This window comes from Streptomyces sp. NPDC052701 (assembly GCF_040678355.1).
GTDB lineage: Bacteria > Actinomycetota > Actinomycetes > Streptomycetales > Streptomycetaceae > Streptomyces.
The window spans coordinates 1-22,740 of record NZ_JBFATO010000049.1 but is presented as its reverse complement, the minus strand read 5'-3'; the positions used below and the strand labels follow the sequence as shown (position 1 = coordinate 22,740).

General features: G+C 70.0%; 16 protein-coding genes and 1 pseudogene. 9 read left to right on the top strand and 8 right to left on the bottom strand.

Annotated elements, in window-relative coordinates; translation table 11 throughout:
* Positions 1-10 precede the first annotated feature (10 nt).
* From AB0L29_RS33050 to AB0L29_RS33030, 5 genes are all read left to right on the top strand, one after another.
* On the top strand, positions 11-748 hold the full coding sequence (locus AB0L29_RS33050) for a ribonuclease activity regulator RraA (protein ID WP_365832613.1): 738 nt from the start codon (positions 11-13) through the stop codon (positions 746-748).
* 84 nt (positions 749-832) lie between these two features.
* Positions 833-2,818: a hypothetical protein gene (locus AB0L29_RS33045; RefSeq protein WP_365832611.1), complete on the top strand. Its 1,986-nt coding sequence runs from the start codon at positions 833-835 to the stop codon at positions 2,816-2,818.
* A gap of 53 nt (positions 2,819-2,871) precedes the next feature.
* Positions 2,872-4,251: an FAD-linked oxidase C-terminal domain-containing protein gene (locus tag AB0L29_RS33040; RefSeq protein WP_365832609.1), complete on the top strand. Its 1,380-nt coding sequence runs from the start codon at positions 2,872-2,874 to the stop codon at positions 4,249-4,251.
* On the top strand, positions 4,248-5,321 hold the full coding sequence (locus tag AB0L29_RS33035; RefSeq protein WP_365832607.1) for a (Fe-S)-binding protein: 1,074 nt from the start codon (positions 4,248-4,250) through the stop codon (positions 5,319-5,321). Before AB0L29_RS33040 ends, AB0L29_RS33035 begins: the two co-directional genes overlap by 4 nt.
* Positions 5,322-5,374: 53 nt before the next feature.
* Positions 5,375-6,835: an aldehyde dehydrogenase (NADP(+)) gene (locus tag AB0L29_RS33030; RefSeq protein WP_365832604.1), complete on the top strand. Its 1,461-nt coding sequence runs from the start codon at positions 5,375-5,377 to the stop codon at positions 6,833-6,835.
* Positions 6,836-6,926: 91 nt separating this feature from the next.
* On the opposite strand, the gene AB0L29_RS33025 is transcribed toward AB0L29_RS33030, so the two are convergent.
* The 7 genes from AB0L29_RS33025 to AB0L29_RS32995 all read right to left on the bottom strand — a co-directional run bounded on the left by AB0L29_RS33025 (position 6,927) and on the right by AB0L29_RS32995 (position 16,913).
* Positions 6,927-7,919 carry a LacI family DNA-binding transcriptional regulator gene (locus AB0L29_RS33025; RefSeq protein WP_365832602.1) on the bottom strand — a complete coding sequence of 331 codons (993 nt, stop codon included), beginning with the start codon at positions 7,917-7,919 and terminating at the stop codon, positions 6,927-6,929.
* Positions 7,920-8,249: 330 nt separating this feature from the next.
* Positions 8,250-10,415 (bottom strand): alpha-galactosidase, encoded by a 2,166-nt coding sequence (locus tag AB0L29_RS33020; RefSeq protein WP_365832652.1) that lies wholly within the window; start codon positions 10,413-10,415, stop codon positions 8,250-8,252.
* A 50-nt stretch (positions 10,416-10,465) separates the two neighbouring features.
* Positions 10,466-12,499, bottom strand: a complete 2,034-nt coding sequence (locus AB0L29_RS33015; RefSeq protein WP_365832600.1) for a beta-galactosidase — start codon at positions 12,497-12,499, stop codon at positions 10,466-10,468.
* The gene (locus AB0L29_RS33010) at positions 12,496-13,395 is read right to left on the bottom strand and encodes a carbohydrate ABC transporter permease (protein WP_365832598.1); all 900 of its coding nucleotides are present in this window, start codon (positions 13,393-13,395) and stop codon (positions 12,496-12,498) included. Before AB0L29_RS33010 ends, AB0L29_RS33015 begins: the two co-directional genes overlap by 4 nt.
* The gene (locus tag AB0L29_RS33005) at positions 13,392-14,303 is read right to left on the bottom strand and encodes a sugar ABC transporter permease (RefSeq protein ID WP_365832596.1); all 912 of its coding nucleotides are present in this window, start codon (positions 14,301-14,303) and stop codon (positions 13,392-13,394) included. The genes AB0L29_RS33010 and AB0L29_RS33005 overlap by 4 nt, the downstream gene beginning before the upstream one ends.
* A gap of 63 nt (positions 14,304-14,366) precedes the next feature.
* Positions 14,367-15,719, bottom strand: a complete 1,353-nt coding sequence (locus tag AB0L29_RS33000; RefSeq protein ID WP_365832594.1) for a sugar ABC transporter substrate-binding protein — start codon at positions 15,717-15,719, stop codon at positions 14,367-14,369.
* A gap of 429 nt (positions 15,720-16,148) precedes the next feature.
* Positions 16,149-16,913, bottom strand: coding sequence for a helix-turn-helix domain-containing protein (locus tag AB0L29_RS32995; protein WP_365832592.1), 765 nt, complete (start codon positions 16,911-16,913; stop codon positions 16,149-16,151).
* 165 nt (positions 16,914-17,078) lie between these two features.
* Here AB0L29_RS32995 and AB0L29_RS32990 point away from each other — a divergent pair, with 165 nt between their 5' ends.
* Entirely contained in the window at positions 17,079-18,023 is a 945-nt protein-coding gene (locus AB0L29_RS32990; protein ID WP_365832590.1) for a phytanoyl-CoA dioxygenase family protein, read from the top strand.
* Positions 18,024-18,028: 5 nt separating this feature from the next.
* A pseudogene (locus AB0L29_RS32985) lies at positions 18,029-18,115 on the top strand (IS5/IS1182 family transposase); the annotation flags it as partial.
* A 536-nt stretch (positions 18,116-18,651) separates the two neighbouring features.
* Here the strand turns inward: AB0L29_RS32985 and AB0L29_RS32980 are convergent.
* Entirely contained in the window at positions 18,652-18,756 is a 105-nt protein-coding gene (locus tag AB0L29_RS32980) for a transposase (protein ID WP_365832588.1), read from the bottom strand.
* A gap of 508 nt (positions 18,757-19,264) precedes the next feature.
* On the opposite strand from AB0L29_RS32980, the gene AB0L29_RS32975 reads away from it, so the two are divergent.
* Positions 19,265-20,082, top strand: a protein-coding gene (locus AB0L29_RS32975) for an IS5 family transposase (RefSeq protein ID WP_365832586.1) whose coding sequence is annotated in 2 segments (ribosomal slippage) — positions 19,265-19,682 and positions 19,682-20,082 — 819 coding nt in all. Because the reading frame shifts where the segments join, the coding sequence is not laid out codon by codon here.
* 1,467 nt (positions 20,083-21,549) lie between these two features.
* The gene (locus tag AB0L29_RS32970; protein WP_365832584.1) at positions 21,550-22,650 is read left to right on the top strand and encodes a hypothetical protein; all 1,101 of its coding nucleotides are present in this window, start codon (positions 21,550-21,552) and stop codon (positions 22,648-22,650) included.
* Positions 22,651-22,740: the final 90 nt, after the last annotated feature.

The following is a 22,740-nucleotide window of genomic DNA, read 5'->3' as shown; positions in this document are numbered from 1 at the left end:
GACCCGCATCATGACCGAGACGCCCCAGGCGCCGCTGAATCCCGACGACCTGGCCGCTCTCCACGAGGCCAGCACCGCCACCATCACCACCCAGCTCTTCAAGCACGGCCTGCGCAACACCTTCCTCGCCGGACTCACCTGCGTGACCTCCGGTGCGCAGCGCATGATCGGCGAGGCGTTCACCCTTCGCTACATCCCGGCGCGCGAGGACATCGACACCCTCGACGTGTACGACGACTACGACCACCCGCAGCGCGCCGCCATCGAACAGGTCGGCCCCGGACAGGTCCTGGTCGTGGACTGCCGTGGCGAGGGCCGGGCGGCCTCCGCCGGCAACATCCTCCTCACCCGCCTCTCGGTACGCGGTGCCGCTGGGCTGGTCACCGACGGCACGCTGCGCGACATCGAGGAGATCGGGCGTCTCCCATTGCCCGTCTACGCCACCGGCTCGGCGGCGATGACCAACCTGGCCCTGCACCACGCCGTCGACCTCCAGGTCCCGATCGGCTGCGCCGGAGTCGCGGTCTACCCGGGCGATGTGCTGGTCGGCGACGCCGACGGCGTGGTCTGCATACCCCGCCACCTGGTTCCGGTCATCGCCCGCCAGGCCCGCGAGCAGGAGCGGCTGGAGGCATTCATCACCGAGCGTGTCGCCGCCGGCGCCCCACTGCGCGGCACCTACCCGGCGGACGCCGAAACCCTGCGCGCCTACGAAGAGAGCCGTCTCACCCCGTCCCTCAACGACTGATCCCTCCCCCCTCCCGCGGCGGGGCAGTCCCGCCGCGGGCCGGCCACCCGGCCGGACCAGCCTCCGAGGAAGAAGGCAGGAACCATGGTCAACCCCTCCCCCACGACATCCGGCAGATCTCTGGCGCTCCTGGTAGCGGGCGCGCTCGTCGGCGGCCTGATCTCCGCCGCCACCGCCGGACAGGCGTCCGCCGCCGACGTCACCGGTGACTTCGACACCACCGCACCCAGCACGACGCCCTCCGGCTGGTCGGTGACGGGCTCGGGCGGCGACGCCACCGTGCAGGACGTGCCCGGCACCGTCGACCGGAGCCTGCGTCTGCAGGACACCTCCACGAGCGCCCCGGTCACGGCGGGCACGAGCTTCGGCACCACGTCCTCGACCGTCGTCGCGGGTTTCAGGCTGCGCGCCGCGCAGACCTCGGCGACGATCGGCGTGCACCTCGACAGCGCGAGCGGGCACAGCGTCACCGTGGCCATGGGCGCGGGTGGGCGTTTGTACACCTACGACGCGGCCCGACGAGTCGACCTGGGCGCCTACGAGGCCGACCGCTGGTACGACATCAAAGTGGTGGCCCACCCGTCCACGGCGACCGCCGAGCTGTACATCGACGGCGAGCGCAAGGCCAAGCGCCTGGCGTTCCGGACCTCCGCCACGGCACTCAACAGCCTTCGGGCCGGCGTGTCCACTGCCGGTACGGGCACCGCCTGGGTCGACGACGTCCGCACCACCACCGAGAGCGCCCCCGGGGGATGGCGGTACCTCGGCTCGGTCGCCCCGCGCACCGCACGGCAGGTCGGCACCTCCAACCTGATCATCGGGGCCGAGACCCTGGACCGTGACTACGCCGACTACCAGGCGTTCGCGCCCTACCTGGGACGGCTCGGCGCGACCAGCGCCCGGCTCCAGGGCGGCTGGGCGAAGACGGAGAAGGCCAAGGGCGTCTACGACTGGACGTGGCTCGACCGGATCGTCGACGACGCCCACGGCCGGGGGGTCAAACCCTGGCTCCAGCTGTCCTACGGCAACGGCGCCTACCCCGGAGGAGGCGGCTCCGGCCTCGGCGGCAAGCTGCCCACCTCCGCCGAGGCCCTGGCCGCATGGGACGCCTGGGTGACCGCCATGGTGAAGCGGTACAAGAACCGGGTCACCGAGTGGGAGGTCTGGAACGAACCCAACCTCGCCGGCATCCCGGTGGCCGACTACACCGACTTCTTCGTGCGCACGGCCACCCGCATCCGCGCCGAACAGCCGGACGCCGTCATCTACGGCCAGGAAGCGGGCATCGACGTTCCCTACGCCCGGGACTTCCTCGTCCGGCTCGCCGAGAAGGGCAAGGCCGACCTGCTGGACGGCTTCACCTACCACCCGTACAACCCCAACCCCGACGACGCGTGGACCTACGGGCAGGTGGAGAAGCTGAGGGAACTGATCGCCCGATACGCGCCCGGTGCCGTCCTGCGGCAGGGCGAGAACGGCGCGCCCAGCAGGCCCGGCAGCTTCGGCGCCCTGGGCGACCTGGACTGGACGGAACTCAGCCAGACGAAGTGGGTCCTGCGCCGGGTGCTCAACGACCTGGGACGCGGCATCAGCACCAGCGTCTTCAGCATCTCCGACCTGCACTACCCCTCGAAGATCAACAGCAAGGGGCTGCTGCAGACCAACACCGACAAGAGCATCCGCTACGCCAAGCCCTCGTACTACGCGGTCCAGAACGTGGCGTCCCTCTTCGACAGCACGGTGGAGCCGCTGACCGGCTACACCTGGAGGGCCACGCCCGGCACTTCGCTCACCGTCCAGGCGTTCGCGAAGCGCGGCACCGGCCGCCAGATCGTCGGCGTCTGGTCCGGGGCGGCCAAGCCCAGCGAGGAGAACACCCGCAGGTCCACGGATCTGACGTTCACCGGCGGCAACTTCGAGGATCCGGTCTACGTGGACGTACGCACCGGGGCGGTCTTCGACGTCCCCGCCGCGAACTGGTCGGTCCAGGGCGACTCGCACACCTTCCGGGACGTGCCGGTGTACGACTCGCCGGTGCTCATCGCGGACCGTTCCGTCATCAAGTTCTAGTGCCCGGCCGGTCCCCGCCCCGGACGGGGCGGGGACCGGCCCAGGAGGCAACCGTGCACGCCGCTGTCAGAGCCGCGCTGAGGTCGATCGTCGGTACCGGGTACTACCGTGAGACGGACGGCGACCTCGTTCCCTTCTCCCGGGACGCGACTCCCCTCTTCACCGCCCGGCCCGACGCCGTCGTCTTCCCCGCCGACACGCAGGAGGTGTCGGCCGTCCTGCAACTCGCCACCCGGCACGGCATTCCGGTCGTACCGCGCGGAGCCGGCTCCAATCTGTGCGCCGCCACCGTCGCCCTGCGCGGCGGCGTCGTCCTGGCCCTCACCCGCCTCGACCGCATCCTGGAGATCGAACCGGCCGAGCTGCTCGCCCGGGTCCAGCCGGGCGTCACCAGCGCGGCGCTCTCCGACGCGGCCGCTCACCACGACCTCCTGTGGGCGCCCGACCCGGGCAGCCGCACCGTCGCGACGATCGGCGGCACCATCGCCACCAACGCGGGCGGACTGCGCGGCCTGAAGTACGGCGTCACCCGCGACTACGTCCTCGGCCTGGAGGCGGTCCTGCCCACGGGAGAGGTGGTCCGCACCGGCGGGCGCCTGCACAAGGACGTCGCCGGGTACGACCTCACCCGCCTGCTCACCGGCTCCGAGGGCACCCTCGCCGTGATCACCGAGGCGACCCTCGCGCTGCGGCCCGCGCCGCGGAGTTCGGGAACCGGGGTCGCCTACTTCCCCGACCTCGCCGCCGCGGGCCGTGCGGTCGCCGCGATCATCTCCGGCGGCGTACTGCCCGCCACCCTCGAGTTCCTCGACCGGCCCTGCATCGAGGCGGTGGAGGCCTTCGCCGGACTCGGCCTGCGCACCGACGCCGGGGCGCTGCTCCTCTTCGGCGACGACGGCGAGCCCGATGCCGTCGGGCGCGCTCTGGAGCGCATGAGCGAGGCCTGCACCGGCCAGGGGGCGCTCGAGGTCACCAGGGCGGCCCACGTCGCCGAGGCCGACGCGCTGCTCGCCGCCCGCCGGTGCGCCCTGCCCGCGCTGTCCCGGCTCGGCGCGCTGACCATCCTGGAGGACGCCACCGTCCCCCGCCCGCGCATCGCCGAGATGGTGGAGCGCATCGACGAGATCGCCGACCGGCACGACGTCACCATCGCGACCTTCGGGCACGCCGGCGACGGCAACCTCCACCCCACGTGCGTGGTCGGATCGCGCGAGGACACCGAGACCATCGCGCGGGCGGAACTCGCCTTCAAGGACATCTTCACCACCGCCATCGAGCTCGGCGGCACCATCACCGGCGAACACGGCGTCGGAAAGGCCAAGCTCCCGTACCTGTCCACGCAGCTCGGTCCCGACCAGGTCTCGCTGCTGCGCCGGGTCAAGAACGCCTTCGACCCGGCCGGAATCCTCAATCCCGGAAAGCTGGGTTCATGACCGACCCCGTCTTCGACCCCGACCTCCTGTCCCGGTGCATCTCCTGCGGCTTCTGCCTGCCCGCCTGCCCGACCTACGCCGAGACCGGGGACGAGGCATCGTCGCCCAGGGGCCGGATCACTCTCATGCGCGCCCTCCAGAACGGCGACCTGGACCCCTACGACCCCACGCTCAAGGAGCAGTCCTCGCAGTGCCTGGGCTGCCGCGCCTGCGAACCGGTGTGCCCGGCGGGAGTCGAGTACGGGCAACTCCTCGAACAGTGGCGCGACCACCAGTGGAAGGGCCGCAGACAGCCTCTGCTCGCACGGGTCCTGATGCTGGCCGCCCGTATGCGCCCGGTGTTCCGCCCGCTCGGCGCGCTGCGCAGGGTCCCCGGCGGCGGGCCCGCGGCCGGGGACCCGCCCGCCGCGTCACTCATGCTCGGATGCTTCGAACGGGTGCTGTTCCCCACGGTCAGCCGGGCCGCCCGACAACTCGCGCCCGAGCTGGCGGTCCCCGCCGGCCAGGGATGCTGCGGCGCCCTGCACGCCCACAACGGCGACACGGCGGCGGGCGAACGCCTCGCCCGACGGCTGGGAGACGACCTGCCCGGCACCATCGTCACCACGTCCGGAGGATGCGCCGCCCACGTGGCGTCGGTCCTCGGCTCCGAACGGGTGCGGGAACTGTCCGCCTACCTGACCGGCCGCGGCGCGAGGGGGGAGCTCAGGGTGGACGGGCGCCGGGCCAGAGTCGCACTGCAGGATTCCTGCCACCTGCGCAACGGGCTCGGCGTGTGGAAACAGCCCCGCGAACTGATCGGCCAGGTCGCCGACTACGTCGAACTGCCCTCCGCCGCCACCTGCTGCGGGGCAGCGGGCACCTACTCCCTGCTCCGGCCACGCGAATCCCGCCGCATCCTCGACGCCAAGATCCGTGAGATAGAAGCCGCCGGCGTCGACTACGTCGCCGCGGTCAACCCGGGCTGCCTGCGCCAACTGCGCACCGGCCTGCGTCGCGCCCGGTCCCGGGTGAAGGCCGTACACATCGCCGAACTGCTGGCGCGGGCGGCACAGCACCCGCCCGAGTGACACGAACCGCACACCAGGCCACAGCCTTCCGTCCCCTCACCGAGAGGTAGCACATGCCCACCCCCGCCCCGTCACCGGACGGCGCCTCGGCACACGCCCGCACGGCCGCCCGCGCCACGGCCCAGGCCCGCGCCGCCGCCCCGGCCCTCGCCGCGCTCCCCCTGCCCGCACGCGCCCGTCTCCTGCGCGGCCTGTCGCACGCGCTGGGAGAGAACGCCGTCCACCTGGCGGCCGTCGCCGAAGAGGAGACCCGGCTCGGGACCGAGCGCCTGCGCGGCGAAATACGGCGTACTCAGGCACAGTTGGAGATGTTCGCCGACGTCGTCGAGGCCGGAGCGTTCCTCGACGTCATGATCGACCCGCCCGACCCCGCCGCGCGGCCCGCACCGCGGCCCGACATCCGCCGTATGCTGGTGCCGCTCGGGCCGGTCGCGGTGTTCTCCGCCTCCAACTTCCCGTTCGCGTTCTCCGTACTGGGCGGTGACACCGCCAGCGCGCTCGCCGCGGGCTGCCCCGTGGTGGTCAAGGCACACGAGGGGCATCCCCGGCTCTCCGACCTGACCCGCGAACTGACCGCCGCAACGCTCCCGGCGGGTGTCCTGAGCGTCGTCCACGGCCGCGAGACGGGCCGGAGCCTGGTCACCGATCCCGTCATCCGAGCGGTCGGCTTCACCGGCTCCACGTCCGGCGGCCGGGCACTGTTCGGCCTCGCCAACAGCCGGCCCGACCCGATCCCCTTCTACGGCGAACTCGGCTCGCTCAATCCGGTGGTGGTCACACCGGCGGCCGGCGCGGCACGCGGGGCGGACATCGTCCGCGCGTACATCGCCTCGGTCACCCTGGGCCAGGGACAGTTCTGCACCAAACCCGGCCTGCTCTTCCTGCCGGCCGGCCACGGCCTGGAGGACCATCTGCGCCAGGGGATCGCGGCAGTCCAGCCGGGCCCCCTGCTCGGCGACTGGATCAGCACCGCCTACCGCGCCACCCTCGCGGAACTCGCCGCCCACCCCGCGGTGCGCCCCCTGCACCTCGCCGAGGAGCCGGACGATCCCAGGGCCGGCGCTCCCGCTCTCCTCACTACGTCGGCCGAGGAGGTACGAGCCTGTCCCGAACTGCTCCGGGAATGCTTCGGTCCCGCCTCACTGGTCATCACGTACACCTCGGCCGACGACCTGCTGGACACCCTGCACACCCTGCCGGGCGGTCTCACGGCGACCATCCACGGACAGGAGCGCGAGGACGAGCTTCTCGTCCGCCGGCTGTCGGCCGCGCTCAGCGCCGGGCGTCTTGTCTGGAACGGCTGGCCCACCGGCGTCGCCGTGACCGCCGCCATGCACCACGGCGGACCGTGGCCCGCGACGACGTCCCCCCTGCACACCAGCGTCGGCAGCAGAGCCGTCGCCCGCTGGATGCGGCCCGTGGCCTACCAGAACATGCCGGAGGAACTCCTTCCCGAGCCGCTCCAGCGCGCCAACCCGTGGAACGTCCCCCAGCAGGTGGACGGCGGTCCCTGACCGGGTGATCCGCACAGCAGCCGGTTGCGGCCGTCGCCCCGCGGCCGCACCGGTCCGCGCACCGGTCGGGTCAGTCTGCGCACCGATCGGGTCAGACGGAGGCGCGCGCCACGAACTCCGCCTTGACACGGACCGTCTTGTGCACCTTCCGGCCGCTCAGGCGCTCGGTGAGCAGCCGGGCGGCCGCCCGGCCGACCTCGGTCGCGGGATATCGGATGGTGGTCAGCTGGGGACGTACGAGAGAGGCGAACGAGGCGTCGTCGTGGCCGATCAGAGCCACGTCGCCCGGGATGTCGATGCCTAGCTCGTGCGCCTTGTCCAAGGCGCCGACGGCGATCACGTCATTGCCGCAGAAGACCGCGTCGGGACGGTAGCGGCGGCTCATGAGCTCGCCGAATCCGGCTGCTCCGGCTTCCCGCGTGTGCTCACCCCTGACCACCAGCTCGTGCGGCAGCGACATGCCGAACTGGAGGGCGAGGGCCCTCAGGTGTTCCAGACGGGGATCCCCGCCGGTGGCGTCCCGAGGCCCCGCGATCATGGCTATGCGCCGTCGTTGTGCCGCGGCCACCTGCTCCAGGGCGTGCCGGGTGGCCACTCGGGCGTCGGGCGTCACGAGATCGATCGGGCCGAAGGAGACGTCGGCACTGACGACGACGGGCATTCCGGCATCGGCGAGGGGCTTGAAGTCACGTGGCTTGAGCCGGAAGGGGGTGATGACGACCCCGGCGAAGCGCTGCTGCACCGCCTCCGCCAGAAGGGCCTGCTCCTCATCCCGGCGCGCGCGGGTGTTGCAGACGACGACGTGCAGCCCGAGGCCGCGCAGCTCCTCCTGAAGGGTCGCCGCCAGTTGTGCGAAGAAGGGGTTGGCGATGTCCGGCACGATCAGCGCGACCAGGCTCGACCGACCGGTTCGCAGGCTGCGCGCCGTGACGTTCACGGTGAAGGACAGTTCGGCGATGGCCGCTTCCACCGCGGCACGGGTCTCGGGAGCCACCGGCCGCTTGCCGGAGAGCACGTACGAGACCGTGGCGGACGACACCCCGGCCGCACGGGCGACATCGGCCATGGTGACCCGCTCTGGCACAGCACACGCTCCTTTCGGACGGCCACCCTACTTCACCTCGCACGCCATCGTGGAAGCGCTCTCACCGGGAGCCGTCCGACCGGACGCCGACAGCGCCATCCCAGGTCGTGGGCGTGCGGAGGCGGGAGGAGGAGCCGAGGAAGGGCCCAGGAAGGGGGCTTGCGGTCCCGGGGAGGACGGTCTCCCCGCCAGGGCCGGCCGTCCCCCTGCGCTACGCCGCCGGGGAGCGGTCCGCCGGGCCCGCTTCGAGGGCCCTTGCGCGCCCCGGACGCGGGACTGCCAGGTGCCCTCGGCCCGGCGTGGCCGATGTCGCCCTGCTGTCCCGGTTCCCTACGAGCTCTCCACCCGGCGCAGGCGCACCAGCGCGCTCGCGCAGTCACCCGGCGGCAGCTCGGGCAGCGGCAGGCCGAAGCCGGTCAGGGCCGCCCCGGACCACACCCGTCCGGTGTCCTCGTCCCGGTATCGGGCTCCCTCCTCCAGTCCGCGCAGTCGCAACGGCGGCTGCGCGGGTCCGAAGGCAGTGCTGGGCCGCCAGATCAGCACGACCACGCGGTCGCCGTCCTCACCGAGGTACTGGACGGCGGCCAAGGGACCCTGCGCAGGCGCCAGGAGGCGGTACTGCCGGCCCCGTTGCACCACGGGACGGATGTCCTTGTACACCCGGACCAGTTCCGCCGCCTCGGCGAGTTCGGCGTCCGTCCAGCGCGTGAGGTCCCCCCCGATGCCGAGGACGCCGGCCATGGCGCTGTGGAAGCGGAAACGCAGCGGAACCTCCCGCCCGGTCAGCGGATTGGGGCTGTCGGTGACCCAGGCCGACATGACGCCCGCCGGGTACACCTGGCTGAAGCCGTGCTGAATCGTCAGACGGTCCACCGCGTCGGTGTTGTCGGAGGTCCACACCTGATCGGTGCGGGCGAGGATGCCCGGATCGACGCGTCCGCCGCCACCGGCACAGGCTTCGATCCGCAGCCGCGGGAACTCCGCCCTCAGCCGGTCCAGCACCTTGTACAGCCCTCTGGCGTGCTCGACGTGCACCCGTCGCGCGTCCGGGCCCCCGCCGTGCGCGCCCGCTTCCGTGAACGACCGGTTGAAGTCCCACTTGAGGAAGTCCACCGTGTTCTCGGCCACCACCTGGCGCAGCCATCGCACGGCCCACTCGCTCACCTCCGGGCGGGAGAAGTCCAGCACGAGTTGGTGACGGAGCTCGGTGGCGGTGCGGCCGGGTACGTGCAGGACCCAGTCGGGATGCCGCCGGTGGAGGTCGCTGTCGGCGTTGACCATCTCCGGTTCCACCCAGAGGCCGAATGCCATGCCGAGGCGGTGCACCTCGTCGGCGAGCGGCCGCAGCCCGCGCGGGAAGCGCCGGGGGTGCGGCGTCCAGTCGCCGAGTCCGGACCGGTCGTCGTCCCGGCCGCGGAACCAGCCGTCGTCGAGCACGAACAGTTCGGCACCCAGGGAGGCGGCCCGCCGGGCGAGCGAGATCTGATTGTCCTCGTTCACCTCGAACGAGGTCGCCTCCCAGGAGTTGTACAGCACCGGCCGCAGCTCACCGGGGTGCGGCAGGACATGCATCCGGAGGTGGCGGTGGAACATCCTGCTCGCTTCCCCGAAGCCGTGGGCGGTGTGGAGCGCGAGACTGACCGGTGTGCGGTGCCGCCGGCCGGGCCCGAGGCGCAGCTCGACCCCGTCGTGGCCCTCGTTCGCCAGCACGCCGACCCGGCCGGCGGCGGTGCGCTGGACGGTCAGGCGCCAGCTCCCGCTCGCGGCGAGCGCGACGGCCCAGACCTCCCCTTGTTCCTCACCCGCGTCCCCGGCGTCCAGAGCGGCCCAGGGATTGGCGTGGTGTCCCGTGTGGCCGCGCCTGCTGCCCAGCGCCGTCTCGCCGACCGGCAGGTGCGACCGCTGCAGGCGGCCCTCGGCGGACCAGCCGCCGTGCACCGAGCTCAGCCGCCAGTCCGGCCGCTGCGGCATCGGCCAGTGGGCCGAGGCGTACCGGACCAGCAGGATGTCCCCGTCGTCCGCGGTGCCCGTGTGGACGAACTCCACCCACCGCTCCAGGACGTCCCCGCCGGCGGGGACGCGGTAGTGCAGGTGCCAGGCCAGCGGCCGGATGCGGTCCCGCAGGAGGATCACCACGTGGTCCGCCTCCATCAGGACCACGTCCTGGACCGTCGCCTCGACGGGACTGCTGCCGTCGGCGAAGCGCACCTCGAAGGCGGGCACGCCGAAGCGGGCGCCGCCGTCGGCCGGGTACTCCTCGGTTCCGTCCCAGCGCCCGGCGAAGCTGTTGTCGTGCTCGCCCCAGACCGGCAGCGCGACCGCGTCGGCCAGGGGAAGGGGAGCACCCCAGTGGACGTGCCGTACGGTCCCGGCCGCCCGGTCCACCCTGAAGACGTAGGTGCCGTGGGCGGCGCGCAGCAGCACGGTGCCACTGGCCTCGTGGATCTCCACACGGCCCGGTGCGCCGGGGGACGACGGGACCTCAGTGGCTCGCATGGTCGTCACGTGAGCGTTCCTCGCAGGTTCTCGCGGATGTGACAGGTCGGTCAGGCTGTGACGGTCGGGCGGTCCTCGCGGACGACGACCACTCCTCCGGGCGGCACCACCGCCCGCCCGCCGGTGACCTCGGCGGCCCCGAGACCCACTCCGGCGACGGGGACGGAGACCGCCTCCTGCGTGTGGTTGATCAGGAAGAGGTACGAGTGCCCTTCCCCGGCACGGCGCACCGCCTCCAGTCCGGGCGGCGCCTCGACGACGGGGGTGACCCGAGCCTGTTCACACACCGCACGGACCACCTCGCGCAGCGTCCGCGCGCAGAGGCGCCCGGCCGTGTACCAGCCCGTGCCCCGGCCGAAGGTGTGCCGGGTGACGGCCGGTCCGCCGCGGGCCGGACCGCCGTCGGCCGTGTCCGCGAAGCGCAGCACGGTGGTGCAGCCGCGAGGTTCGACGCGTTCCGCCCACTGCCGGACGTCCGTCCCGTCGTCGAGCCGGACGCGGTCGGCCGGCCGCAGGGGTAGATACTCGTCCACGACGAGTCCGAGCACCTGGCGCAGGGCCCCGGGGTGACCGCCCAGCCGTACCCGGTCGTAGTCGTCGACGACCCCGCTGAAACAGCCGACGGCGAGATGACCGCCCTGTTCCACGTAACCGGTGAGGTTGTCGGCGTCACTGTCGGACAGGAGGTAGAGGTTGGGGGCGACGACGGCCCGGTACGGCGTCAGGTCGGCGCCGGGAGGCACGAGGTCGCACGTGATGTTCATGGTCCACAGCGCCTCGTACCAGTCACGCACCACGTCCAGGTAACGGAGCTGGTCGGACGGACGGGCCCGCAGCTCCAGAGCCCACCAGTTGTGCCAGTCGAACAGCATCGCCACATCACCGCGCACGCGGGTGCCGGTCACGTCCTTCAGGCAGGCCAGCTCGGCTCCGAGCGCCTGGACCTCTTTCCAGATACGGCTGTCGGTCCCGGCGTGCGGCAGCATCGCGGAATGCCACTTCTCGGCGCCGGCGCGGGACTGCCGCCACTGGAAGAACATCAGTCCGTCCGCGCCCCGCGCGAGGTGGGTCAGGCTGTTGCGCCGCGTCTCCCCGGGCCGCTTGGCCACGTTGACCGGCTGCCAGTTGACGGCGGAGGTCGAGTGCTCCATGAGCAGCCAGGGCCGGCCCCCGGCCATGCCGCGGGCGAGGTCGGCGTTCAGCGCCAGGTCGATGTGGCCGTCGGGATCGGCGGCCGGAAGGTAGTGGTCGACCGAGACAAGGTCGCACTCGGCCGCGAAGGCGTGTCCGTCGACCTTCTTCTCCAGGGTGCCCATGACGTTGGTGGTGACCGGTACGTGCGGGGCGATCCGGCGCAGTACGGCGGTTTCGGCGCGGTGCCGGGCGAGCAGCGCGTCGGAGGAGAAGCGGTGGTAGTCCAGTTCCTGTCCCGGGTTGCCGAACGCCGTGGTGTCCCGGGGCGGGTCGATCTCGTCCCAGTCGCCGTAGCGCTGGCTCCAGAAGTCGGTGCCCCAGGCGTCGTTGAGCGCGTCGAGGGTCTTGTAGCGTTCCCGCAGCCAGGAGCGGAAGGCGTCCGCGCTGATGTCGCAGTAGCACAGGGCGTTGTGGTTGCCCCACTCGTTGTGGACGTGCCACATGGCGAGGGCGGGATGGTCGCCGTAGCGGGCCGCCAGCGCCGTGACCAGGGCGTCCGCGGCTTCGGCGTAGGCGGGGCTGCTGGGGCAGAAGACCTGCCTGCTGCCGTGGGCCAGGCGGGTGCCCGAGGCGGTGACCGGGCGGACGTCGGGGTGCTGCCGCGTGAACCACGGGGGCGGGGCCGCGGTGGGGGTGGCGAGGTCCACCGCGACGCCGTTCCCGTGCAGCAGGTCGAGCACCTCGTCGAGCAGGCTCCAGTCGTACGTGCCGGGCCGCGGTTGAATGCGGGACCAGGAGAACACTCCGACGGTGACGAGATTGACGCCCGCTTCCCGCATGAGGCGCACGTCTTCGTGCCAGACCTCCCGTGGCCACTGCTCCGGATTGTAGTCGCCGCCGTAGGCGATCCCGCCCAGTGCGCGGGTCACGTCGGTGAGGGAGTGGTTCACGATTTCACGGCTCCAGCGGCGAGTCCGGCGCGCCAGTAGCGCTGCAGGAGGAGGAAGGTGAGCACGATGGGCACGACCGAGATCAGGGCGCCCACGATGGTGAGGGTCTGCAGTTCGGGAAGGCGGCTGGTCTGCGACTGCCAGGTGAACAGGCCGAGGGTGACCGGGTAGAGGCCTTCGTCCTGCAGCATCACCAGCGGCAGCAGGAAGTTGTTCCAGATCACGACGAACTGGAACAGGAAGACGGTCACCAGCGCCGGCGCCATCAGACGCAGCGCGATGGTGCGGAAGATGCGGAACTCGCCCGCTCCGTCCATGCGGGCGGCCTCCATCACCTCGTCCGGGACGGACGCGGCGGCGAAGATGCGGGAGAGGTACACGCCGAACGGGCTGACGATGCTGGGCAGGAACACCGACCAGAACGTGTTGGTGGCGTCGACTTCGGCGAACAGCAGGAACAGCGGCAGCGCGAGTGCGGTCGCCGGTACGAGGACACCGCCGAGGACGACGGAGAAGACCGCCTCGCGTCCGCGGAAGGCGTACTTGGCCAGGGCGTAGCCGGCCGCCGCGGCCAGGAGGGTGGCGACGGCCGCCCCCGCCCCCGCGTACAGCAGGCTGTTGAGCAGCCAGCGGGCGAAAACGCCGTCCTGCTGGTCGAAGAGCGCGGACAGGTTGTCGCCGAAGTGCCATTCGGCCGGCAGGAGTCCCGGGGTGGTGACGAGGTCGCTCTGGCTCTTGGTCGCCGAGATCAGCAGCCAGTAGACCGGCAGCAGCATGTAGCAGGCGACCACGACCATGAAGGCCACGGCGACCGCGGTCGACACACCTGTGCGCGGCCGGCGTGCCGGTGCGGCGGAGGAGGCGTGCGCCCCTTCGGTGCGGGTGAGAAGGCTCATCCCTGCCTCCTGGTGGTGAAGCGCAGGAACGCGAACGACAGCAGGAAGGTCACCACGGCGAGGATGACCGACAGGGCGGCCGCTTCGCTGTAGTTGTCTCCGGAGGCGAGCGAGTAGGCGGCGAGGTTGGGCGTGTAGGTGCTCGTCACGCTCGTGGAGATGGAGCGGAAGACCTGCGGCTCGGTGAAGAGCTGGAAGGTGCCGATGATGGAGAACACCCCGGTGAGGACGAGGGCCGGACGGATGATGGGGATCTTGATGCGCAGGGCGATGGTCCAGCCGCTCGCCCCGTCCACCCGGGCCGCCTCGGCGATGTCACCGGGGACGGCCTGCAAGGCGGCGTACAGGATCAGCATGTTGTAGCCGGTGTAGGTCCAGGTCACGACGTTGCCGATGGACCACAGGATCGCGTGGGGACCGAGCAGGTCGACGTGCGCGCCCGCGGACTCCAGCAGGTCCACGACGGGTGAGAGCCGCGGGTCGTACAGGAAGGCCCACATCAGGGCGGCCACGACGCCCGGGATGCCGTACGGCACGAAGTAGACCAGCCGGAAGAACCGCTTGGCGCGGGCCACCGCCGAGTCCAGCAGCAGGGCGAGGACCAGGGCCAGCAGCAGCATCACGGGGATCTGGACGAGGGCGAACCCGGCGACGCGCAGCACGCTCTCGGCGAAGTAGGGCTCCTTGACGACCTGGGCGTACTGGTCGAACCCGGCGAAGACCGACTGGGTCCGGCCGAAGGTGCCGCCCGTGCGTTCGGTCTTGTGCAGGCTCTGCCAGAACGCGTAGCCGACCGGTACGAGGGTGAACAGGACGAACGGGATGAGGAAGGGAGTGAGGAAGGCGTAGGGGGCGAGGGTGCGGCGTGGACGGCGGTGTGCCGGGGCCGGGGTGGTGGTGGGTGTCACGAGCAGCCTTTGCGTTGCTGTCCCCTGCCGCGTGGGCGGCAGGGACTGGCAGGAGGGGGCCGGTCAGCCGCTCACGTCGAGCGACTGCTTGCGCAGGGATTCGGCGCTCTGCGAACCGGTCTTCTCGAGTACGTCACCGAGAGTGCTCTTGCCGCCGATGACACCGGCCGTGCCGTCGCTGAGGTAGCGGTATGTGTCGGTCATGGTCGGCCCCCACGTGAAGCCGGTGTCCACGTTCGCGGAGGCCCGGGCGAAGACGTCGAAGATCTTCTGCTTGCCGTAGAAGTCGACCGGCTGCTTGAGCGCGGGCAGGTCGAGGCCGGCCTTCGCCGCCGGGTAGAGACCGCCCTCGCGGTTGAGAATCTCCAGTGCCTCGGGGTCACTGTTCAGCCAGAGCGCGAACTTGGCCGCCTCCGCCGGGTGCTCGGTCTTGCCCAGCACCGCCGTCGTGGAGCCACCCCAGTTGCCGGCCTGCTGCTCCCCCGCCTGCCACTGCGGCATCGGAGCCACCGCCCACTTGCCGTCGGTCGACTTGGCGTTGTCGCGGATGGTGCTGTAACCCCAGGCGGCGCTGATCCAGGTGACCACCTCGCCGGAGTTCCACGCCTTGTACAGCGCGGGTGAAAAGCCCTGCAGGTCGGTGGCGACGAGCTTGTCGTCGATCATCTTCTGCCAGTAGTCGGCGACCTGGCGGCTCTCGGGCCGGTCGACGGTGATCTTCCAGGTGTCACCGTCCCGCTCGAACATGGTGGCCTTGTTCTGCCACAGCAGACCGGTGAACCAGTTGGGGTCGGTCTGGGAGAAGTGGGTGATGTACTTGCCCTCCTTCTTGAGCGTGCGGGCCTGCTCCGCGTACTCGTCCCAGGTGGCGGGGGCCTTGAGCCCGAGCTTGTCGTAGACGTCCTTGCGGTAGAACAGGGCCATCGGGCCGGTGTCCTGGGGAACGGCCCAGACGCCGTCCTTGCCGCCGGCCCCGAACTCCACCTGGGACCAGGTCCAGTCGACGAACTTCTCCCCCGCCTCGCTCACCCCGGGACAGGACGCGATGTCACGCAAGCCTTCCTTGAGCCGGAAGCTGGCCAGGGAGTCGTACTCGATCTGCCCCAGGTCCGGAGCCTTGCCGGCCTTGAGCGCGTTGGAGAGGTTCTGGTAAGTGCCGGCGTTGCCCGCCGGAGTCGTCTTCAGCTTGACCTGGATGTCCGGGTTCTTCTGGTTCCACAGGTCGACGGCCTTCTGCATGCCCGGAACCCAGGACCAATAGTCCAGTGTGACCTTGCCCGAGGAGAGCTTGCAGGACGCGCCGTCGGCGTCGCCGCCACCCCCGCCTCCACCGCAGGCGGTCACCGCGGTGAGGGCCAGGGCCGCTCCGCCGATCACGCCGTGTCTGACCAGTGATATGCGATCACGCATTGCCATGGGGTGCTCCTTGCGCCGAGGTCCGCTCCGACGAAGCGGTGGGCAAACGAGACAACAAGAATTCACAGAAGTCAACAACTTCGGAGCGACTCATCAACTCCGAGCCCTCTTCGTAATCTTTTAGAAACATTACCGAGTGTAATGAAAACACCTTTGACCTGGTGCTTTTTCTCGCAAGGCGGAAGAGATCATCACTTCCCCCATCACGCGGAATCGATTACGCGCTGGAGGGATCCCCCGGGGACAATTAGGTATATAAGGGTTGTTGCCGCATCTGCAGCTGGGACGTGCCATCCGACGAATGCGCAGGGGGTCACCTCGGGAACGGGCACACACCGCACGGGACCTGTGCGGTCCGTCCCCTCAGGCACGGAGAGCGTGCAGGGGGCCGTCCTCGGCGCAGGAGCCGGCAGGCCGGCCTCATGAGGACTATGTGCGATGCAGTAGGCGGTACTTCGCAGGCGGCACAGCGTTGGCAGCGGTGAAACGGGAGTAGAAGCGGCTCTGTGATCCGAACCCGGCGGCGGTGGCGACCTCCGCGATGGGCATCTCCGTGGTCATCAGAAGGCGCCGTGCCTCGGCCATCCTGCACTCGGCCAGGTAGGCGTGCAGGGTGGTGCCGATGACGTCCTTGAACAGACGCATCGCGTAACGCGGGTGCAGGGGGACCGCGGCCGCCACCTGCTCGACTGTGAGTGGCTCACGGAAGTGCACCGTCATGAAGTGCGCCATCTGGGCGGCGCGCTCGACGGCAACGTCCCGTGCGGGGGCGTGCGCTCCATGGCTCTCGTGCGCCGCAGCCAGGGCAAACCTGCGCAGCCGTGCTTCGATCTCCAGCAGGGCGATGCGGCGCAGTTCCTCGTCGGGGTACGAGAGGTCTTCGGACCACCGGTTGAACAGCGCCTGGTCGGCGTCCGGTTGTTCCGGAGTCCTCTCCGACAGGGGCAGTCCCTGCAGCAAGGTCTTCATGAGCGGGCCGGGCATGCGCCAGCGCAGGAAGATGCTACGCGGCACGGTCAACCAGCGCATCGTGCTGTTCGGCGTCGCGGCGATGAGTTGATGCGGGATGGCAGCCCAGAAGGCGGCGATCCCGCCGCGCCGCAGCACGGTCCTGCGCCCCCGGAACAGGTACACCAGCTCGCTGTCGCCCGCGAAGTTGATCTCTATGTCGTCGTGCCGGTGCGCGTGTCTCATGACCGCGGTCTGCCCCTGCCAGCAGGCGAGGCCGAAGAAGTCGCTTCGAGGTTCGTGTGACTGCAGCAAGTGATGATCCAGGAAGGAGCGGCGACTACGAGGGAGGAACGCACTGTTCGAAGGTGGTTCCGTGAAGTCACACGAGCCTGCCAGCAGGATCCACCGATGTCGACAGCAGGAGCACCGCCCATGGACCGCTTCGCCGGGAACGCAGCGTCCCCGTTTCACCTGACGCCCGAGCAGGTCGCCTTCTTCGACGAGAACGGCTACCTCGTTCTGCGCGACCGTATACCGAAGGACATGCTGCGCCGCCTGACGGAGGCCGCCGAGCGCTGGATCGCATCCGGAGACCGGCCGTCGCGGGACGGTGAGGACTACCACTTCGCCGATCGTCCCAGCGGCCGCGTCCTGTTCCGGGTCGACTACCTGCACAGCAAGGGCGAGGCCGCCTCCCTGGAACTGCTCGGCTCTCCTGAAGTGCTCGGCATCGCGGAGACCCTGGCCGGGCCGAACTTCGTGCCCACCTACGAATCGCTGGTGTTCAAGAACGAGGGCGACGGCGCTCCCATCCCGTGGCACCAGGACGCCGTACATCCCCGCACCCACCGCATCTTCAACATCGATGTCTACCTCGACGCCTCGCGGGCCAGCGAGGGCGCTTTGCGTGTCGTACCCGGCTCGCAGTACCGGAAGGCGGACGTGTGCGCGCTCACCTCACAGCACGGCTGGGACATCCCCGGCACCGTGACGGTGGAAATGGAACCAGGTGACGTGCTCATCCACGACGTCATGCTCGTGCACGGCTCCGAACCCGTCCAGGGCAACCAGCTGCGGCGCACCCTGTACTACGAGTTCCGCGCAGCAGAACAGATACTGGGCCAAGGCCCGTGGGACGAGGCCTGGGTCGACGCACGCCTGCGCCTGCTGCCTCTCGCCCTGCAGCAGTACCGGGCCACTCACCCCGACCAGGCCGGCTTCGCGTGGAACATCGAACCATCCCTGCGGCCCCAAGCCCTGGGAGACCGCGAAACGGAACTGCGGTTGGTCCACGAAGTCCACACCCCAGGGTCCTACTGCAGCGCGGGAGATGTTCCCGAACAGCCTAGGTGACCCCCAGCCGGCAGCCGGGCCGGCACCGCTGGACCATCGAACGCACCATGGCCTGGCTCGCCGGACACCGACGCCTCCACCGCCGCTACGAAGGCAACTCGACTCCGTGCACCACACCCTGCTGGGTCTGCGAAGCTACTGCCTCACGGCCGCTGCACACCACTCGTACCGTCCAGACGCCGGGCCCGTCCGACAACTCGATCGCCTTCAGCATCGGTCCTACCGCCCTCCCTCTGGCGCGCAACTCGCCCGAAGAACAAGCGATGCTCGCCAGGGCTGTCTCGTCCCATTCTCCGGTCGGCACTGCAGGCTCCCCGCCCCAGATCTCCACCGTTAGGGATGCAGTGTGGGTTACCCGGCACTGTAAAAGTCAAGGCGTCCAGGGTGAGCAGTGAGGAAGGTGCCGATCTCGAAACCCTCGGGGAACAACACAGGAACCTGTGTGTCGTCGAAGTCCTGCAAGGCCCACCCGTTGTAGTCCACATTTATCAAATGCTCCCGGCGCCTGATCAGGCTGGCCACGTCGCCCACCCCTTGTCGCCGCCTGGTGCGCAGGGCTCCATCATCGTCGATCTTCGGCGGCGAAATCACCGCGGAACCGGCCTTTGCGCGGCTCAGGCGGCGGAAGCTACGTGGGCATGTCATGCCGGCCCGAGGAGTACTCGATGGGACTGACTCCACACAAAGCAGCCAAGGACGCCTCGGAGTTCAGCCGCTCGGAATTGTCTCCCATGGTGATCAGCAAGGTGACGGCGCTGCCCGGGCCGATGCCCACGGGTACGAGCAGCTGAGGGGGCGTATCGTTCGACGAGCCGGGTCAGGCGCTGATTCAGCCCATCGATCTGTTCTGTGGACTGCTCGATGCGCTGGACCAGCAGGCTCAGGGTGATGCGGGTGACCTGGGCCACGGCGACCTCATCGCCCTCGCCGTCTTCGCCGTCGAGCGGGCTGAGGCGCGCGCAGGTGCGGGACAGTTCGTGGTTACCCAGGGCGGACAGCCGCTCCCGCAGGGCCGGGTCGGCTATGACCAGGACAGCTTTAGAGATCGTTTTCTCCCGTCGTTTCATCCCGGAATATGTGGTTGGCGTGGCTTTGCGGGGCGCGATCGCGCAAAGCCATACCAATCGAAGATATACGGATAAAAAACGGGAGAAAACGACCTCTTAAAGCTCGTAACACGATCTTTTTGAAGCGGCCCGGTTGGGCTTGACCGGTCTGGTGGTTGGGCCGTTCGTGATGTTGTGAGTACTCGGCCATGGACCGTGGACGACGACTTGTGGGCGCTGATCGAGCCGTTACCGCCGCCCTGGCCCGAGCGGCCCGAGCGGTCGCCGGGGCCACGGCCGGTGGACGACCGACTGTGTCTGCAGGGCATCCTGTACGTCCTCTACAACGACATAGTCTGGCAACTGCTGCCGCTAGATTTGGGGTTCGGCTCCGGGCAGACCTGCTGGCGCCGCCTGGAACGGTGGCAGCAGGCCGGCGCCTTTGACCGGTTGCACCGGATTCTGCCAGCCGAACTGAACGCGGCCGGGGAATTCGACTGGTCACGGGCCTGCGTGGATGGCTCACACATCCGCGCGAAAAAAGGAGGTGCCGACACCGGTCCGTCGCCGGTCGACCGGCGCAAGACGGGCAGCAAACACCACCTGATCTGCGCGGACGCGGCACCCCGCTCAAGGCCATCACCACCGCGGCCAATGTCAACGACGTCACCCAGACCCTCGCCCTGGTCGACGGCATCCCGCCCGTCGCCGGCCGCCCTGGCCGTCCGCGCAGGCGTCCCGAAGCCCTGCTCGGCGACAAGGGACACGATTCCAACCCCAACCGCGACGAACTCCGCAAGCGCCGGATCCTGCCCGTCATCTCCCGCAAGGGTGCCCCGAACATTCAGGGCATGGGCAAACTCCGCTATGTCGTGGAGCAGACCTTCGCCTTGCTCCATCACTTCAAACGCCTCGCCGTCCGCTGGGAACGCCGCACCGAACTCCACGACGCCTTCGTCTCCCTGGACTGCAGCCTCATCTGCTGGAGGCGACTGAAAAAGCCCCGATCATGATCGGATCACGAGCTCTTGGCTACAACTCACGCCACTCACCCCGAGGGCCGGCAGCCCGCGTATGGGTGAAGTCATGCACCAGCTCCCACGCCCGATCGACATCCAGGACAAAATCGCCCGTGAACGTGGCGAGGTCGTCCATGATCGGGACTTCGACCTCGGCACCCGAGGACACAGTGCCGTCTCCTGCGAGCAGAGACATCCGCTCGGGGCACTCGTCAAATAGACGACCGCGTGATCATCCCGGAAGGCCAGGACCAGCGTCGGGAACTCCCTGTTCGGCAGCCGAACCTCGACGTACCCCTGGCCAAGAGAACGCAGGTCGTTGAAGCGGTCTGACAGACCCTTCACCTCTGAAAGTCTCTCAACCGGATGGAACGGTCCCGATTCCGGCGATGTCGCCGCCCACATCACGCTCATCCAGCCACTCTTCCCACACAGGTCATCGCCTACGATCCAGGGCCACGCTCCCACGCTCCACCACGACACGACTACTGAACTGGGGCGCATGATCGTGTTACGAGCTCTTAGCGTGCAGGGCAGGGTTGGCCCGTGCCACTCTGCCTGGCCGAGAAGACGAGGCGATTGCCGCAGCGCCCAGCCGCTGTATGCCCCCGGGTAGCCATCAGGCAAAGCAAGATCCGGGCCATTCACGGGCCGACGGCTCCAACAAGCTGTTCATGGTCAGCATGTGCGCAGGTCGGCGATGAGTTGCCGCTGTACCACCAGCAGACGAAGAACCTTCTGGTGTCGTACTCGCCGAAGAAGCTGGGCTTCTTCTAGGCACCGGGAAAAGGGCACCTGATCAGGGCTGACGCCCGGCAGGTGCCCTTCACGGGCGTTGCCTGGACCGTAAGGCGAAATGTGCCCTCACTTCCGGTCCATCCCACCCGTGTCCCACCTCCGGCCCGCTGTTCCGGGGCGTTTCCGGCCCGTGCGGTCACTGACGCCGGCGATCCGGCATGCCTCGGCGTTGCCGTAGCCCTGCTGCATGAGCCGGGAGTGCGCCGCCCGCTCCCGGCTCAGCTCCACAGGTCCCTGAGCTGTCCGGACCCTGCGGACCTCGAAATCCATCGCCCTCCTTGAACTGGGGTGTTGCAACGACTCCTAGGTGGTGCGGAAGGGGACGTCTCCTCCAGGAACATGTTCCGCCTGCCTGGCCTGCGAGACGTCGGGCGCGGCATCGCCCTTGCCCCGGTGTGGCCGCTGACCTCACAGGAGCCGGGCCGGAACCCGACCTCGTGGGCAGAGCCGATTCGGGGTTCGGATTCAGGAGCGGGCCGCCGCCGGAGCGCTTCCGCGGCCACCCGCCGAACACGTGTGACTGAGCGCTTCGGTCGGCCAGTTGGGAAAGGGGGGCCGCCTGCACCGCCTGCACCGCCGGCCTCACTGTCAACGCTCTGTGTCATGATGCGGATGCGTCCCAGGGGAGCGGGCCGCGGTGTACCGATTGCCAGGGGGTTGGGTATGGGCGCGGGTACGGAGCCGGACGGCTCGTCCAGGTCCGACGAGGAGTGGGAGCGGTTTCTGCGCGAGTCGGTGGCGGGTGCCGCCGACGCACCCAAGGAGCCGTCGGCACGGGCCCGCGAGGTGGCGAAGCGGCTGCGCGCGGAGCCCGGCCGCGGTCCGGAGGGCTGGCGCAGCTACACGCCCGCGCGGCCCAAGCGGCGCACGGGCTGGTACGTGGTCGGGCTGCTGGCCTCGCTGGTGCTGCTGGTGGTGGCGCTCGCGCCGGGGCGGATGGTGGATCTGTTCGCCGGCGACGCCTCCGACTCCCCGCCGCTGGCGGCCGAGACCGCCCGCCCGACCCAGGCACCACCGGCGGAGGCGGCCCAACGTCCCACCAGGGACAAGCCGTTCCGCGGCTCGCCGGCGGCGAGATGGGCGAGCGGAGCGGCGGGGATCACCGTGCCCAAGGCCGGGGCGGTCGGCTGGATGAGCGCAGCCGAGGTCGAGCGGGCCCTCGCCCGCAGCCGGGACTTCCTCGTCATGTCCGGCCTGGACCGCGGGGTGCTGCGGGGCGAGCGCCCCGAGAAGGCGATCGCACTGATCAACCCGCACCAGAAGGACGTCCAAGACCTTCTGAAAACCGCTTTCCGGGCCCCGAGCGAGAAGAACGACCCCCTCCTCCTCTTCAGTCGCTTCCAGCCCTCCCGCACCCACCTGGTCGGCGACGTCGTGAAGACCCGGGGCTTGCTCACCTACCGGGAGGGTGAGCGCGGCGCGCTCCAGGTGACCGCCGACGTCACCTTCGTCTACCCGGTCACCCGCGCGGACGCGGGGAGCGACGACGAGATCGTGCGCACGATCGTCCGGCGCGAGCTGGTTCTGAGCTGGGACGACCCTGACAAGGTGATCACCGAGCCGGGCACGTTCTCGATCGTCTCGTACAAATACGACGTGACCAACGGCGGCTGCGGCGCCTCCACGGGCTACTTCACCCCGCCCTTCGGCACGGACCGCCGGGCGGACGGGGCCGGCACGGAGGTCGACCCCTACGACCGCAGCACACCGGTCGGGCAGGGCGGGCCCTCCGGGGGCGAGTGCGGCAGGGCGAAGCGGTCCTAGTCTTCTGAGTCAGGAATTCTGTTCAGATGTGTAGGGTTGCGGGGTGGCGCGTACTGGGCGGCCGAAGGCCGAGTTGATCCTGTCGGATGC